Source organism: Mucilaginibacter sp. P5_A6 (assembly GCF_056400585.1).
Map to the genome: position 1 here is coordinate 175,469 of NZ_JBFUKZ010000002.1, position 15,306 is coordinate 190,774.

Annotated in this window: 10 protein-coding genes; all 10 read left to right on the forward strand. The window is 42.1% G+C overall.

What is annotated here, in order from left to right; translation table 11 throughout:
- Positions 1-253: 253 nt before the first annotated feature.
- The 10 genes from AC1DO4_RS02820 (at position 254) to AC1DO4_RS02865 (ending at position 15,073) form a co-directional block, all read left to right on the forward strand.
- On the forward strand, positions 254-1,009 hold the full coding sequence (locus AC1DO4_RS02820; RefSeq protein ID WP_477402633.1) for an ROK family protein: 756 nt from the start codon (positions 254-256) through the stop codon (positions 1,007-1,009).
- 18 nt (positions 1,010-1,027) lie between these two features.
- Positions 1,028-3,031 (forward strand): transketolase, encoded by a 2,004-nt coding sequence (tkt, locus tag AC1DO4_RS02825; RefSeq protein WP_477412760.1) that lies wholly within the window; start codon positions 1,028-1,030, stop codon positions 3,029-3,031.
- A gap of 171 nt (positions 3,032-3,202) precedes the next feature.
- Positions 3,203-3,910: a ribose 5-phosphate isomerase A gene (rpiA, locus tag AC1DO4_RS02830; protein ID WP_477412762.1), complete on the forward strand. Its 708-nt coding sequence runs from the start codon at positions 3,203-3,205 to the stop codon at positions 3,908-3,910.
- A gap of 171 nt (positions 3,911-4,081) precedes the next feature.
- Positions 4,082-5,179 (forward strand): transaldolase, encoded by a 1,098-nt coding sequence (gene tal / locus AC1DO4_RS02835; protein ID WP_477412764.1) that lies wholly within the window; start codon positions 4,082-4,084, stop codon positions 5,177-5,179.
- Positions 5,180-5,187: 8 nt separating this feature from the next.
- The gene (locus tag AC1DO4_RS02840) at positions 5,188-5,817 is read left to right on the forward strand and encodes an HAD family hydrolase (protein ID WP_477412766.1); all 630 of its coding nucleotides are present in this window, start codon (positions 5,188-5,190) and stop codon (positions 5,815-5,817) included.
- Entirely contained in the window at positions 5,814-7,238 is a 1,425-nt protein-coding gene (gndA, locus tag AC1DO4_RS02845; RefSeq protein WP_477412768.1) for an NADP-dependent phosphogluconate dehydrogenase, read from the forward strand. Before AC1DO4_RS02840 ends, gndA begins: the two co-directional genes overlap by 4 nt.
- A 25-nt stretch (positions 7,239-7,263) precedes the next feature.
- Positions 7,264-8,781, forward strand: a complete 1,518-nt coding sequence (zwf, locus tag AC1DO4_RS02850; RefSeq protein WP_477412770.1) for a glucose-6-phosphate dehydrogenase — start codon at positions 7,264-7,266, stop codon at positions 8,779-8,781.
- A gap of 4 nt (positions 8,782-8,785) precedes the next feature.
- Positions 8,786-9,514, forward strand: coding sequence for a 6-phosphogluconolactonase (gene pgl, locus AC1DO4_RS02855; RefSeq protein ID WP_477412772.1), 729 nt, complete (start codon positions 8,786-8,788; stop codon positions 9,512-9,514).
- A 670-nt stretch (positions 9,515-10,184) separates the two neighbouring features.
- Positions 10,185-13,418 (forward strand): SusC/RagA family TonB-linked outer membrane protein, encoded by a 3,234-nt coding sequence (locus AC1DO4_RS02860; protein ID WP_477412774.1) that lies wholly within the window; start codon positions 10,185-10,187, stop codon positions 13,416-13,418.
- A gap of 20 nt (positions 13,419-13,438) precedes the next feature.
- Complete coding sequence (locus AC1DO4_RS02865; protein WP_477412776.1) at positions 13,439-15,073, forward strand: RagB/SusD family nutrient uptake outer membrane protein; 1,635 nt, start codon at positions 13,439-13,441, stop codon at positions 15,071-15,073.
- Positions 15,074-15,306: the final 233 nt, after the last annotated feature.

The window sequence follows — 15,306 nt, forward strand, 5'->3', positions numbered from 1 at the left end:
GAAAATACCAATAAAAAGAGCATTTTTGCATCGTTTTTACCATTTTTGAGTAAAAATACTTGTGTTTCTGTTTGAAAAGTGAAAAGCAACACTAACTTTACCTTGTAATGTTGATTGCTTATTGTATTGATTACACTTGTGTTAATTACACATTTAACAATCAGATATTATTAAAAATGTGATATTTACGCGCTACAATTATTAAACTACCCCGCTTAACCGCAGGTTTGCCAGCTCGCTAAAATCAATACAGATGAAAAAAACAACATCACAGGAAAAAATTCTTTCAATCGATATCGGTGGCTCACACATAAAAGCCACTATTTTAAATAAAAAGGGCGAGCTGAAAATGGATTACGACAAGGTACCCACGCCAGCCCCAGCCAGCCCCGATAATGTGATCAAGGCTATAAAAACATTGGTTAAGAACTTTCCGGCGTATGATAAAATTTCGGTTGGTTTCCCCGGCTACGTAAAAAACGGGGTTATAAAAACCGCCCCAAATCTCAATACCAAACTATGGGCTGATGTTGACCTAACTAAAAAACTAAGCGATGCATTGGGCAAGCCTACGCAAGTAGTAAATGATGCCGATATGCAGGGCCTGGGTGTGGTAAGCGGAAAAGGTTTAGAAATGGTGATAACACTGGGCACAGGTTTTGGTACCGCATTACTAATGAATGGCCACTTACTGCCGCACTTTGAGCTGGCCCACCTGCCAGTTAAAACCGGCAAAACCTATGATCAGTATATAGGCGAAAAGGCGTTGGAAAAGTTCGGCAAGGAAAGGTGGAACAAGCGCATGCAGAAGGTTTTTGACATTTTAAAAACCGTTTTTAATTACGATACTTTATACATTGGCGGCGGCAACTCCGATCTGCTCACTTTTAAGCTGGATAAAAACATGAAAATAGTAACCAACGCCGATGGCATCAAAGGCGGTGCAAGATTATGGCTTAATGACGAAGACAGTAAAACCAAACGCGTAATATCAACACCAACAGAATAATATACAATCCTCAATAAAATGGAAAATACAAAGGACATAGAAAAATTAGCAATAGACACCGTACGGGTCTTATCGGCAGATGCAGTGCAAAAGGCAAATTCCGGTCACCCCGGAACAGCAATGGCGCTTGCGCCTATGGGGCATGTTTTATGGACAAAGTTTTTAAATTACAATCCTAAAAACCCTGATTGGGCAAACCGCGACAGGTTCATCCTTTCGGCAGGGCACGCGTGTATATTGCAATACAACTTTTTGTATTTAACCGGCTATGACCTTAGTTTAGATGATATTAAACAATTTCGTCAGCTACATAGCAAAACCGCCGGTCACCCCGAATATGGTTTGGCCCCCGGTATTGACGTTACTACAGGCCCGTTGGGTCAGGGTTTTGCAAATGGCGTAGGTTTTGCCATTGCGCAAAAACATTTATCGGCACGTTATAATAAACCCGGCTTCGAGCTTTTCAATTATAATGTTTATGCTATTACCAGCGATGGTGATATGATGGAAGGTGTTACTTCTGAAGCCGCTTCATTAGCAGGGCATTTACAATTAGGTAACATGATTTACCTGTATGATGATAACCACATCTCTATTGAGGGCAGTACTGATATTGCTTTTAATGAAGATGTAAGCGCACGTTTCAGGTCATACGGCTGGCATGTACAGGATCTGCCGGATGTTAATGACACCCACGCATTGGAACTGGCATTAATAAATGCTAAAGCCGAAACACAAAAACCTTCATTGATCCGCGTTCGTTCGCTGATAGCATATGGCAGCCCTAACAAATCGGGCACAGCAGGTTCACACGGTTCGCCGCTTGGTCCGGATGAGATTAAGCTGGTTAAAAAATTCTTTGACTTTGATCCTGAAAAATCATTCAATGTACCTGATGAGGTATTGGAATATTATCACGCTAAAGGTGCAAGGGGTGCTGGTTCCGAAGAAAAATGGAATAAGCTATTTGCCGATTATAAAGTTAAATATCCCGAATTAGCTGCCGAATATGAACTGGCCAGCAGCGGTGGTTTACCACAGGGATGGAAAGACAAACTGCCGGTATTTAAAGGCTCGGACCCTAAAATGGCTACCCGCCAGGCATCAGGTAAAGTATTAAATGCTGTTGCAGCAAGCCTGCCAAACCTTATAGGCGGCGCGGCAGATCTTTCGCCATCAACAGAAACCAATTTAAAAGAATTTGATTCGTTTACATCCGAGAACAGGGCCGGCCGCAACTTCCATTTCGGGATCCGGGAGCATGCAATGGGCTCGGCAATGAATGGTATGGCATTAACAAAAGGGGTACTTCCGTTTGGCGCTACCTTTTTAATGTTCTCTGAATATATGCGCCCGCCAATCCGTTTAGCGGCCATCATGAAGATAAGCCCGATATTTGTTTACACGCACGATAGTATTGGCTTAGGCGAGGACGGTACAACCCACCAGCCTGTTGAGCAATTGGCTTCTCTGCGTTCTATTCCTAATATTACGGTTATCCGCCCGGCCGATGCTAACGAAACCGCGCATGCATGGCGTGTTGCCATTGAGCACAAAGGTGGTCCGGTGGTTTTAGTATTCACCCGCCAGGGCTTGCCTATCCTCGACCAGGATAAATATGGTAAAGCATCCGACCTGGAAAAAGGGGCTTACATACTATCAGAAGCAAGCAAAAACCCCGAGCTGATATTAATGGCAACCGGATCTGAGGTGGCTTTAATAATGGAGGCCCAGGCAAAATTAGAGGCAGATGGTATCTCAACCCGCGTGGTTAGTATGCCATCATGGGAACTGTTTGAGAAACAGGATGCCGCTTATAAAGAAAAGGTATTCCCTAAAGCAATCAAGAAACGCTTGGCTGTGGAAATGGCATCCCCTATGGGCTGGCATAAATACACCACCGATGAAGGTGACATGTTAGGTATGACCACCTTTGGCGAATCTGCCCCGGCAGAAGCCCTGTACAAGTTTTTTGGCTTTACAGTGGAGAATGTAGTTAATAAGGCTAAAGCGCTTTTGTAGATATGAGACGTTAGATGTGAGATTTGAGACTTAGCTGCACAGGGTGCAGACGGTTCTGATCTCTTATCTGATTGAAAAATAGCAGATGTTAGATGTGTGATTTGAGAGTCGGGAGTTTGGCCAATTGGCAATGCTCTCATATCTCATATCTCACATCTCAAATCTAAATCCATGAATTGGGAAAGTAGTTTAATTAAAAACCTCGAATGGTCGTCAGAGATCATTAACGCCAGTGGCAAGCAAAAGGTAGCGCTTGAAATTGCCGCGAAGGTAAAGGATGGCGATGTGCTGGGCGTAGGCTCCGGCTCCACCGTTTACCTGGCCTTGCTCGCTATTGCCGAAAGGATCAAAGCCGAAAAGCTGAACGTGCTGGCTATTCCTACTTCGCTGGAGATCTCGATGTTTTGCAGCAAGCTGGGTATCCCGCTTACCAGTTTGTTTGAAAACAAACCCGACTGGCTGTTTGATGGCGCTGATGAGGTTGACCCGAACAACAGCTTAATTAAAGGCCGTGGTGGGGCCATGTTTAAGGAAAAACTATTGATCAGCTCGAGCCCGGTGAATTATATTATTGTTGATGATTCAAAGATAGTGGATAAGATTGGCACGAATTTTCCTATTCCTATTGAGGTATTCCCGCAGGCTTTACTGCATGTGGAAGCCGAATTGAAGAAGCTGGGGGCCAATAGCATTGTTATAAGGCCGGCTAAAGGGAAAGATGGTCCCATTATTTCAGAGAACAACAACCTGGTTTTGGATTGCCGCTTTGATGAAGTGCCCAATAGCCTGGAGAAGGATATAAAAAGCATTACCGGAGTTATTGAGAGCGGATTGTTTATAGGATACGACCTGCAGATACTGGTAGCATCTAATAATTAAGATTGTTACGTTACTGTAACGCAATGATGATATTTAGCTTACAATAAACAGAATATTAACAAAGAACTTTACAAAACAGATCAAACGAATACATTTGCAGAAATATCTATCAAATTCATAGGCATTCGCAAATTCAATCAAATAAAAACACAATATTTTAAACAGACCAATATGGCAACCAACAACGTAAAACAGATACATGATTTCGGACAGAGTATCTGGCTTGATTTTATCGACCGCGAAATCATCGCATCCGGAAAACTGCAAAAATTAATTGACGAAGATGGCGTAAGAGGCGTAACCTCCAATCCGGCTATTTTTGAAAAAGCGATAACCGGCAGCTCTGATTATGATAATGATATCAGAGAGCTTTCAGCAACCACCGAAGATAACGAGGAGTTATTTTTTGGTTTGGCGATAAGCGACATTCAGCAAGCTACCGCTTTATTTAAAGGCGTTTATGACGAATCAAACAAAGTTGACGGATATGTTAGCCTTGAAGTTTCTCCGTTTTTAGCTTTAGATACCGAAGGTACAGCAAAACAAGCAGAAGAACTCTGGAAAAAAGTTGACCGCGAAAACGTAATGATCAAAATCCCTGGTACTAAACCAGGTTTGGCGGCTATTCAGCAATCAATTGCAAAAGGCATCAACATTAATGTTACGTTGCTTTTTGGCCTTGAGCGTTACGAAGAAGTAACCGAAGCCTATATTTCTGGTTTAGAGGAGCATTTAGCTGCAGGCCATAAAATTGGTCATATTGCATCAGTAGCAAGTTTCTTTTTAAGCCGTATCGACGTTATTGTTGATCCGTTATTAGAAGCAAAAGGCGAAAAAGCTTTAGTTGGCGAAGTTGCCATCGCATCTGCCAAGAAAGCATACGAAATTTACAAAAGAGTATTCAGCACCGAAAGATGGCAAAAACTGGCCGCAGAAGGCGCGCAGCCACAGCGTTTACTTTGGGCAAGTACAGGAAGCAAAAACCCTGCATTTAAAGATACCAAATACGTTGAGGCTTTGATTGGCCCGGATACTGTAGATACCGTTCCATTGGAAACTGTTGAAGCTTTCCGCGATCATGGTATTGCTGCCAACACGCTTGAAGCTGGTTTAGATGAAGCAACCGCTACTTTGGCCAAACTTAAAGACTTAGGTATCGACCTTGACGCCATCACTCAACAATTGGAAGATGAAGGCATCGAAAAATTCAATAAACCTTTCGAAAAACTGTTAAAAGCTATCGAAGATCAAAAAAGTAAAGTAGCCTAAACGGCTTTATGGAAACCGCAAACGTAAAGATCCTTTTTTTCGACGTAGGGGGTATTTTATTGTCGAACGGGTGGGGGCACGAGGCGCGCGAGGAAGCAGCCAAAAGGTTTAACCTTGATTATGCCGAAGTAAACGCCCTGCACAATTTTATATTCAACGTATATGAAATTGGCAGCATCACGTTGGATGAATACCTGGATACGGTAGTATTTAACCGTCCCCGCGATTTTGTTCGTGAGGATTTTAAGGATTTTATTTATTCTACCTCCTATGAGCTGCCGGATATGCTGGCATGGTTAAAGGAGTGGAAAAAAGGTTGCGGTTTCCGTATTATCTCCGTTAATAACGAAGGTAAAGAGTTAAATGATTACCGGGTACGTAAGTTTAAACTGCACGATGCGTTCGACGCGTTTGTATCATCGTGCGAAGTAAAAATGCGCAAGCCCGATCCGGGTATATGGCACCTGGCGATGGGCATTGCCCAGGCATCGCCACAGCAATGTGTGTATTTTGATGACCGGATGATGTTTGTTACAACGGCTCAAAAGTTGGGTATCCGTTCTTTTCAGCATACCAGTTTCGAAAAGACCAAAAAAATATTAGAAGACCTAAAAAAAGAAAACCTCAAAACAACATGAGTGCAACAACAGATAAATATGCTTTTGGCATGATAGGCTTAGGCGTTATGGGCCGAAGCTTACTACTCAATATGGCCGATCACGGTTTTGCAGTAGCCGGGCATGATAAAGATGCAGCTAAGGTATCATCGTTAAATGATGAAGCCGGCGACAGGGCCGCTAAAGGCTTTGGCGATGTAAAGGAATTTATTCAAAGCCTTACTACTCCCCGGGCCATTATGATGCTGGTACCTGCCGGTAAAATTGTAGACGCTGTAATTGAGGAGCTTACTCCTTTATTGGAGAAAGGGGATATTTTAATTGATGGTGGAAACTCGCACTTTACAGATACCAACCGCCGCGTTGAAGAACTGGAAGCCATTGGTCTGCACTTTTTTGGTATGGGCGTTTCTGGTGGTGAGGAAGGCGCTCGCCGTGGTCCAAGCATGATGCCGGGCGGCGATAAAGATGCCTACGCGGTAATGAAACCGATATTTGAAGCCATAGCAGCTAAAGTTAATGGCGCACCATGCGTAACTTACATTGGCCCCGGAGCATCCGGCCACTTTGTTAAAATGGTACATAACGGTATTGAGTATGGTATTATGCAGGTAATTGCCGAAACCTACGAGATTCTTAGAAAAGGCTTAAAGCTGGACAATGATTCTATACAAAAGATCTTCGCTCAATGGAATGCCGGCCGCTTACAGTCATTCCTGTTAGATATCACCAAGGATATTTTTGCATATAAAGCCCCCGGAGCTGATCATCTGTTATTAGATGATATTAAAGACGAGGCAAAAGCTAAAGGTACCGGTAAATGGACATCACAAGTGGCTATGGACCTGGTTACTCCTATCCCAACCATCGATACTTCTGTATCCATGCGCGATCTGTCAAAATACAAACAACTGCGCGAAAAAGCTTCAACCTTATACGGCGGCGATATTGAATTAGCCGGCGATAAAGACGAATTACTGGTTGCGCTTGAGCAGGCTTTTTATTTTACATCTATAGTTACTTACGCGCAGGGCATGCACTTGCTGTCAAAAGCTTCTGAGGAGTACAAATACGATCTTCATTTGGGCGAAATTGCCAAAATATGGAGGGGTGGTTGTATCATCCGTTCGGAGTTTTTGAATGATATTTTTAACGCGTACAATAAAGATCCACAACTACCTCACTTATTATTGGACAGCGATGTGCAAAAATTGGTAAGTGAAACACTGCCGGGTATCAGGAAAATTTTATCGGGCACTATAGCCGCCGGTGTTGCCGCTCCGGGATATGCATCAGCTTTAAGTTATTTTGATGCTTTCCGCAGCGAAAAAATGCCATCGAACCTTACCCAGGCACAGCGCGATTATTTTGGTGCGCATACTTACGAGTTGATAGGCAAAGAAGGAACATTCCATACACAGTGGACCAAAGCCGAAGACTAATCATAAACTATTAAAGCTGATCACAATGAGCTCAAGCACAAAATCAGACCCTACCATATTCATCATTTTTGGTGGTACGGGCGATTTAAATTCCCGGAAAATTGCACCGGCCCTGTATAATCTTTTTTTAGATGGCTGGATGCCTAAACAGTTTTCGATAATTGGTACAGGTCGTACAAAATTGACTGACGAGCAGTTCAGGGACAATTTACATAACGACATCGACCAGTTTTCGCGCAGCGGAAAAACTGACGAAAAAAAATGGGCCGAATTTGTAAAAAATATCTATTACCAGGTATCAGATGCAACCGACTTTGAAACCTATAAAGAATTTGGCAAACGCATTGAAAAACACAATGCCGAATGGAAAGCCAAAGCCAATGTATTGTTTTACCTGGCTGTAGCGCCAAACTTTTTCCCAATCATCGCGTCCAACATATCAAAAGCCAAGTTGGCCGAAGATAAAAAACGGGTGCGTATCATTATCGAAAAACCATTCGGACACGACCTGGAAACAGCTAAGGAACTAAATACATTACTAAAGAGCATTTTTGACGAGTGCCAGATTTACCGTATAGATCATTACCTGGGTAAAGAAACTGTTCAGAATATTATGGCATTCCGCTTTGCCAACTCCATTATGGAGCCGCTGTGGAACCGTAATTATATTGAACACGTACAGATCTCGGTTACCGAGCAACTGGGTGTTGAAGAACGCGGAGATTACTACGACGGATCGGGCGCGATGAGGGATATGATCCAAAATCACCTGCTGCAATTGCTTTGCCACATAGCCATGGAGCCACCGGTTAGCTTTAGCGCCGATGAGGTACGTGACCGTAAGGTTGATGTATTAAAGGCCATGCGTAAGTTTACACCCGAGGATGTACGTAATTCGGCCGTTAGGGGCCAGTATGGCAGCGGATGGATGAAAGGAAAAGAAGTAGCCGGCTACCGCGAAGAGCCAAAGGTTAATCCCGAATCAAATACAGAAACTTTTGCAGCCATCAAATTCTTTATAGATAACTGGCGCTGGCAGGGTGTTCCGTTTTATTTACGTACAGGTAAACGCATGCACCAGTCATCATCGGTTATTTCCATTCAATTTAAAGATGTGCCGCATTTGATATTCCCAACTGAGGCAGCAGAAAGCTGGCAGCAAAACAGGCTCATCATCAGCATTCAGCCAGAGATGAGTATCCGTTTGCAGGTACAGGCCAAGCGCCCCGGAATTGATATGGTATTAAACGTGGTTGATATGGTGTTTGACTATAAAGGCACTTATACCAACCAGGCACCTGAGGCTTATGAAACCCTGATATTGGATACCATGCTGGGCGATCAGACCCTGTTTATGCGTGGCGACCAGGTAGAAGAGGCATGGGAATTGGTAATGCCTATTTTGAGCACCTGGCAAAATAAAAAGAGTTTGAATTTTCCTAACTATTCGGCTGATTCATGGGGGCCGGAAGCCGCCGAGGCATTAATTGCCCGCGACGGATTTAACTGGTTCACATTACCGGTAAACGGCAAAAAACGTTAGTATTATGAACCTGAATATATTTAATACTGCCGATGAGGTGCTTGTAGCGCTGGCGGATTATTTTGTAAAAATAGCTGACGCGTCAATTGCAGCGAGAGGTAAGTTTACTGTTGCCCTTTCGGGCGGCAGTTCGCCAAAAAAACTATATGAGCTCCTTGCCTCTACCAGTTACGCCGACCAGGTTGATTGGGAAAAGGTTTATTTCTTTTTTGGCGATGAGCGCAATGTGCCTCAGGATCATAAGGATAGTAATTACCTGATGGCAAAAACAGCTATGTTTGATCCATTAATGATAAGCCCAGCCAATGTTTTTGCGGTCGACACTACGTTTGAACCGGCAGAAGCCGCGGCCAGGTATTGGGAAATGATCTCTACCTTTTTTGATGAAGATGAGCTGAGTTTCGATCTTGTATTGTTGGGTTTGGGCGATAACTCACACACCGCGTCGCTGTTTCCGCATACACCGGTTTTGCATGATACCACGCCTGGTGTAAAGGAAGTTTGGCTGGAAGATCAGCAGGTATGGCGTATTACGCTTAATGCTCCTTTGATTAACGATGCCCGTTACATTGCGTTCCTGGTATACGGCGAAGGCAAAGCAATTGCTGTACACCATGTACTGGAAGATGAAGAAAATATTGAAGAATACCCTGCCCAGCTAATCGACTCCATAGTTGGCGAAACAGAATGGTTTTTAGATGAACCCGCCGCGGCGAACCTGGAAGGAGAATAAAAAATTAACGTCTAATTGTTCGGGCGCTCTCTGGCTTCGAACTAAAATGCCAGCAGTGTATACACTGCTGGCATTTTTATTATAGTTTCTGGTGTTCTCAGGATCATGGAGGCAATTGCTTAAAAGGAATCCCCGCACAACGCCGCGATAAATTAATATATAGCTTAGTGTTTTAAAAATTTAGTATATGTATAGTTTTTTTTGCATAAAATGAGAATAAAAAATATCTTGACCGGCCTTTTTAAAGGCTTATTTGTTATTTATACTTTTATTTAGATCTTTTTTATAAAAATGAAGGCATTAAGATATCTTATTTTAGTTATACTTAGATTTTCTCAAAAAATATAAAATACAAGCAGTAGTAAAAATCAATTGTTTATGATATTGATAATTTTTTTAAGTGAAAAATCCGAAAAATTTATCATGAAATCGATTTAGTGTAAAAAATTGCAAATTGATTTTGCAAAATATCGGCTTTTTTTAGCGGTGGCTAACGATAAAATTAAATTTATTAGATTTTTGCTGCCGATATATTATAAATGTGGTCAAGATAGATTATAATTAAGCTAATTTTTTGCTATAATGCTAAAAATCAAGGATCAATTTGTATTGTGATTGTTACAATCTATATTGTGGCTGCACAAATTATTAACTAATAACTGATCAAAGCATGAAAAAAAGTTTTCTCAAAAACTTGATGGGGATACTATTGGCATTATTTTGCCAATACGCGTACGCCCAAAATCGAACCATTACAGGTACTGTTACAAGCAAAGATGATGGCTTACCTGTTCCCGGAGTAAGTGTTACTGTGAAAGGTACACGGATAGGTACACAGACATCCGGTTCAGGTAAATTTTCTCTCAGTGTACCTTCATCAGGTACTACACTGGTTTTTACTTTCATTGGTTTTGCAAAAACAGAAGTGCCGATTGGCAGCACCGGAGTGGTAAATGTAGCTTTAGCGAACGATTTTAAACAACTAAGTGAGGTTGTTGTGACAGGATCGGGGGTGGCTACGAGTAAAGCCAAATTGGGTATTTCTGTTGAATCTGTTTCGGGTAAAAGTCTTTCCTCTTCGCCACAGGCATCTATTGACCAGGGTTTGATAGGCCAGGTTGCCGGCGCCCAGATTTCATCTGTTGATGGCACACCCGGGGCAAAAACCAATATTGTATTAAGGGGTATCAATACAGTTCAGGGTAGTACATCGCCCATGATTTTGATCGACGGTATCGAATCCCGTTCAACTGATATTAGCCAACTTGACCCCGCTACAGTTGATCATATCGAAATAGTGCAGGGAGCCGCAGCTTCAACAATATACGGTGCACAGGGCGCAAACGGGGTTATCCAGGTGTTCACAAAAAAAGGTAAATTGGGTAAGGCCCGGATAGATGTCTCATCAAGCGTAAGTGCCGGCAATTATTTAAACATTGGTAATGTACACCAGGCAAAACTGAGCAGCTTTAAAGTTGACGCCAGTGGTATATTTATTGATGCCGATGGCAAGCCTGTGGTAAGAAACCAGGATGGCAGATACCTGGGCATTCAATGGGCATACGGAGCCGATCCGTCAAACGGCCATCCTACTGCGATGTCAAATCCTTTAAATATTGCCCATCAGCAATACGGAACCAACTTAAAATATTATGATCACCTGGCGCAACTATTTAAAACCGCCTATACTACCAATAACAGCGCAGCCATCTCGGGTGCAAATGATAATTCTGATTATAACTTAACCATATCCAATAACCATCAGCAAAGTAATATCAGGAATAATGGTTATAACGACAGGACAAACTTAACAGCCAATATTGGAGCTGAATTATTCAAAGGATTTACAATCAGGTCGATAACTCAGCTTATTTATACTAAAAACACCCTTAACCCAAATTACGGAATTGGTAATGCTGGTGGGATATTTGACGTTTTGAATGCATCGCCTTATTACGATTTTAATCAGAAAAATGCCGATGGGAGTTATCCATTGTCGTTAAACTCGGGCACTGTCAGCGTAAACGGGTCTAATCCAAATTATTATACCCAATGGGCAAACCGGGTTACAAACCGGGAGGATATATTGCAAAATATACAAGCCGATTACAAGATCAACAAGTTTATAACATTAAACGCCAAATACGGTATCAATTACGCGCATGCCGAGCAAAATACCATTTACAAAAATCAGTCGGGTACGCTTACTGCTATCGATCTTGGTTCATATTATGGCAATTATGCTGCCAATCCTAAAGGCGAACTGGATAAAAATACCGGCAGCATTACTTTCCAAAACTTTAATGGCTCGGCTATTATTAAAACCGACTTTGAAAAGGACTTTCATATCAACTTGCCCATCACAACAAGCACTTTGGTAGGATATGACTATAGGAAAAACGTTGATAAACAATACAATACCTATGGCCTGGAGCTGCCGGAGTACGCCATTTATAATTTTAACCAAACAGCAACACAAGCGGTATCTTATGATTACACCACGCCTTTTATTACTTATGGTTTTTATGTAAACCAAAAAATTGATTTCGGTGACTATGGCGGCGTGGCTGGTGGTTTCAGAAGTGATTATTCATCGGCTTTTGGTGGCGGTTCAAAGCCGTTTACGTTCCCGAATGCAAACGCATATATCAGGCCATCGTCGTTTGATTTTTGGAAAAACTCAGCTTTAGGAAACGTAATCCCCGAATTTAAAATAAGGGGCGGTTACGGTGAGGCCGGTACCCAGCCAATGCCTTTTGACAGATACCCTACCATAAACCCAGGAAACCTTGGCTCGGCGCTTACATTTAATTTACCAACTTCCCTTGCTAACCCGAACTTAAAAGTAGAAGTTTCAAAAGAATATGAAATTGGTACTGATATAGCTATAAAAGGAGCATCGGGCAATTGGTTTAGCGAAATCAATGTGAGCGGTACTTATTGGAATCGTAAAGCAGATAACGTTATCTACAATATCAATACAGCTCCATCAACGGGTGGTACTCAAATAAAAACCAATGCCATAGGCCTTTCATCTCACGGTATTCAGGCTTCTTTAAATATTGGCATCCTGAAAACCAGGGATTTTAACTGGAATTTCACAACCAACTTTAGTAAGGCTACAACAATGATAACCAGCACCAGCGGGGCGCCAATCATCCTGAATACCGCAGCAGGCAGCACCTTTTTAACCTTGACTGCCGGTCAAAAAATCGGTCAGATCTTTGGTAATAAAGCACTAACAAGTTTGAGCGAGACAAACAGCGCCGGCGTGCCATACATACTCCCGGCCGATTACAGTAAATATACAATTGTTGATGGGCGGGTTGTTAATATAGCTACAAAAGGGATTCAATTTGCAAGTGAGGCCTCATCATTTGGCGATCCAAACCCTAAGTTTAATGCGGCGTTTATAAACAACTTTACCTATAAATCGCTTTCATTTGGCTTCCAGTTTGATTGGGTTTACGGCAGCCACCTTTATAACCAAACCAGGGAATGGCAATACCGGGATGGTATCAGCGGCGATTATGACAAAGCTGTTAATATAGGTGGCACATCCGCCGCTTACACAGCTTACTACAGAAGCGCTTATGCCGACATTATTGGTGGAGTAAACGGTGCAAGGAATGGCACTAAAGATTATTTTTATGAAGGGGCTTCTTTTTTACGATTGAGAAATATCTATCTCGGATATGATTTTTCGAGCCTTATAAGTAAAAAGGTATTCAAAAGGGCCGTTTTAACATTCACAGGCCGCAACCTGCTAACCTTTACCAAGTATACCGGGTTTGATCCGGAAATCAGTTCCGGTACATCCAATTCTCCGTTTGACAGGGGGGTAGATCATGATTCTACACCTAACAGCAAATCATACCAGATCGGTTTAAATCTTGGATTTTAATTGACTTTAACTAAAATAAAATGAAAAAATATAAATATATTATAACATCAGTACTCTTAGCTGGTTTTGTTGTGTCATCATCCTGCAAAAAGGAATTGGACGTAAAAAACCCTAATTCGCCTACGCTTGAACAGGCAAAAACAGAATCGGGCTTAACCTCGCTTGCAGCAGGCAGCATTTACATTAACGGTTTTGTAAATGGTGACGGATGGCTGGGCGACAGTTTTTTCTCCCTCTGCTACGGCTATCATGAATTACTTGCTGATGATGTATCGGCACAGGCCGCAAACAATAACGTGAATCTTGTTAACGTTCCCGATTATGCAATACTTGATGACGGCTCAAAAGTAATAAATACACAGCCCCAAATAGCAAATTTAAGGCTCAACAATACCCGCGACAAACAAAGTCAGAACATGTTTTACTTTGAATGGCAGAGCATGTATGGGTTAAATAACGCCTGTAATCAAATCCTGGCCCTTGCAGGTACTGTAAGTTTATCGGGCGATGCAGCTACAAAGCTGGCCACCTACAAAGCCTGGGCTTACTGGTGGAAAGGTTATGCTTACGCCAGGCTTGGCTCAATTTACTATGCGGGACTTATAAATAACGAGATAAGTACAACAAATGCCACTTATGTGAATAGCGCGGCTTTAATTACCGAATCAAATAAAAACCTTGCACAGGCAGCTTCTATTTTAAACGGGATACCCGGCACAGAGGCCTATACTACTTTAATGGGGAAATTGATCCCTTCATTTTTCCAGGTAGGTAATGGCAAAGTACCTACACCGGCAATGTTTGTACATAGCATAAATACGTTAATGGCACGTAACCTGCTGGTTAACACCAGTGCGTCTGCCATGACAGCCGCCAATTGGCAATCTATCCTCACGTTAACTGCTGCGGGTATACAATCTACCGATAACATTTTTGCAGGATTTTCAACAGAAAACAATTATGTATTTTCTTCAGGCGGAGGATCAGTGGCTGTAAATACCGCTGGTGACGAAACTGCAAGTAGCTTTACAATAAGCGAAAGGCTGGTACAGGATATTAAACCGGGGGATAAACGTTTGGCTGAAAATTTCCTACAAGTTACACCATTTTACAACCAGGTTGGCGGGTTTACTTTTAGTACAAGATGGAAATTATATGATGCGAAAATTGATGCAGTTCCAAATAATGGGGCTATCCAGCTTGCTAATAAAACACCTGGTAAGCAAGAAGTTTATATAGGCGGAACCTACGAAGAAAATGAGTTGATGAAAGCTGAAGCGCTGATCAATACAGGGCAAATTGATCTTGGTTTGGCAAGTATAGACAATGTAAGGACCTACCAGGGTGCCGGGCTTGCAAAAGTTTCAGGCACAGGTTTGACTTTGGCTGCCGCAAAAGAAGAGTTGCGTAAAGAAAGACGTCTTGCCTTATTGTTTAGAGGAACAGCATTTTACGATGCCAGGAGATGGGGCGTAATCTATGATATTTCAAAAGGTGGTGGCAGGACAAATGCGGTTGTACTTTCGCCAAATGGAGTATTAAGTACACATGCAACTATCAATTATAATTTCCTTGATTATTGGGACGTTCCTGCAGATGAGGTAGTATTAAACCCGCCCGGTGCAGGAAGTGCCCCGGTTAAAAATCCTAATTGATTTGTATCGTTCTTTATATAATTTCAGTTAATATTACTGTTAAGGTCGTGCAAGCAAATGCACGGCCTTTTATATTATTCCAGAAGGGATGTGTTTCGCTGTTTCGATATAAAAAAAGATGCCTGTACGACAATGTTTGTCGTACAAAAAATAAATTTTAATGGGCATAAGTTGTTTGTAATCAATAATTTACAGCGAATTATCGTTATGTTTCATGTTTTTTAGTGTATCCT

What these genes read in the sequence shown, in the direction of transcription:
- AC1DO4_RS02820 (WP_477402633.1), top strand. Translation starts at nt 254, where the DNA reads ATGAAAAAAACAACATCACAGGAAAAAATTCTTTCAATCGATATCGGT.
- tkt (WP_477412760.1), top strand. Translation starts at nt 1,028, where the DNA reads ATGGAAAATACAAAGGACATAGAAAAATTAGCAATAGACACCGTACGG.
- rpiA (WP_477412762.1), top strand. Translation starts at nt 3,203, where the DNA reads ATGAATTGGGAAAGTAGTTTAATTAAAAACCTCGAATGGTCGTCAGAG.
- tal (WP_477412764.1), top strand. Translation starts at nt 4,082, where the DNA reads ATGGCAACCAACAACGTAAAACAGATACATGATTTCGGACAGAGTATC.
- AC1DO4_RS02840 (WP_477412766.1), top strand. Translation starts at nt 5,188, where the DNA reads ATGGAAACCGCAAACGTAAAGATCCTTTTTTTCGACGTAGGGGGTATT.
- gndA (WP_477412768.1), top strand. Translation starts at nt 5,814, where the DNA reads ATGAGTGCAACAACAGATAAATATGCTTTTGGCATGATAGGCTTAGGC.
- zwf (WP_477412770.1), top strand. Translation starts at nt 7,264, where the DNA reads ATGAGCTCAAGCACAAAATCAGACCCTACCATATTCATCATTTTTGGT.
- pgl (WP_477412772.1), top strand. Translation starts at nt 8,786, where the DNA reads ATGAACCTGAATATATTTAATACTGCCGATGAGGTGCTTGTAGCGCTG.
- AC1DO4_RS02860 (WP_477412774.1), top strand. Translation starts at nt 10,185, where the DNA reads ATGAAAAAAAGTTTTCTCAAAAACTTGATGGGGATACTATTGGCATTA.
- AC1DO4_RS02865 (WP_477412776.1), top strand. Translation starts at nt 13,439, where the DNA reads ATGAAAAAATATAAATATATTATAACATCAGTACTCTTAGCTGGTTTT.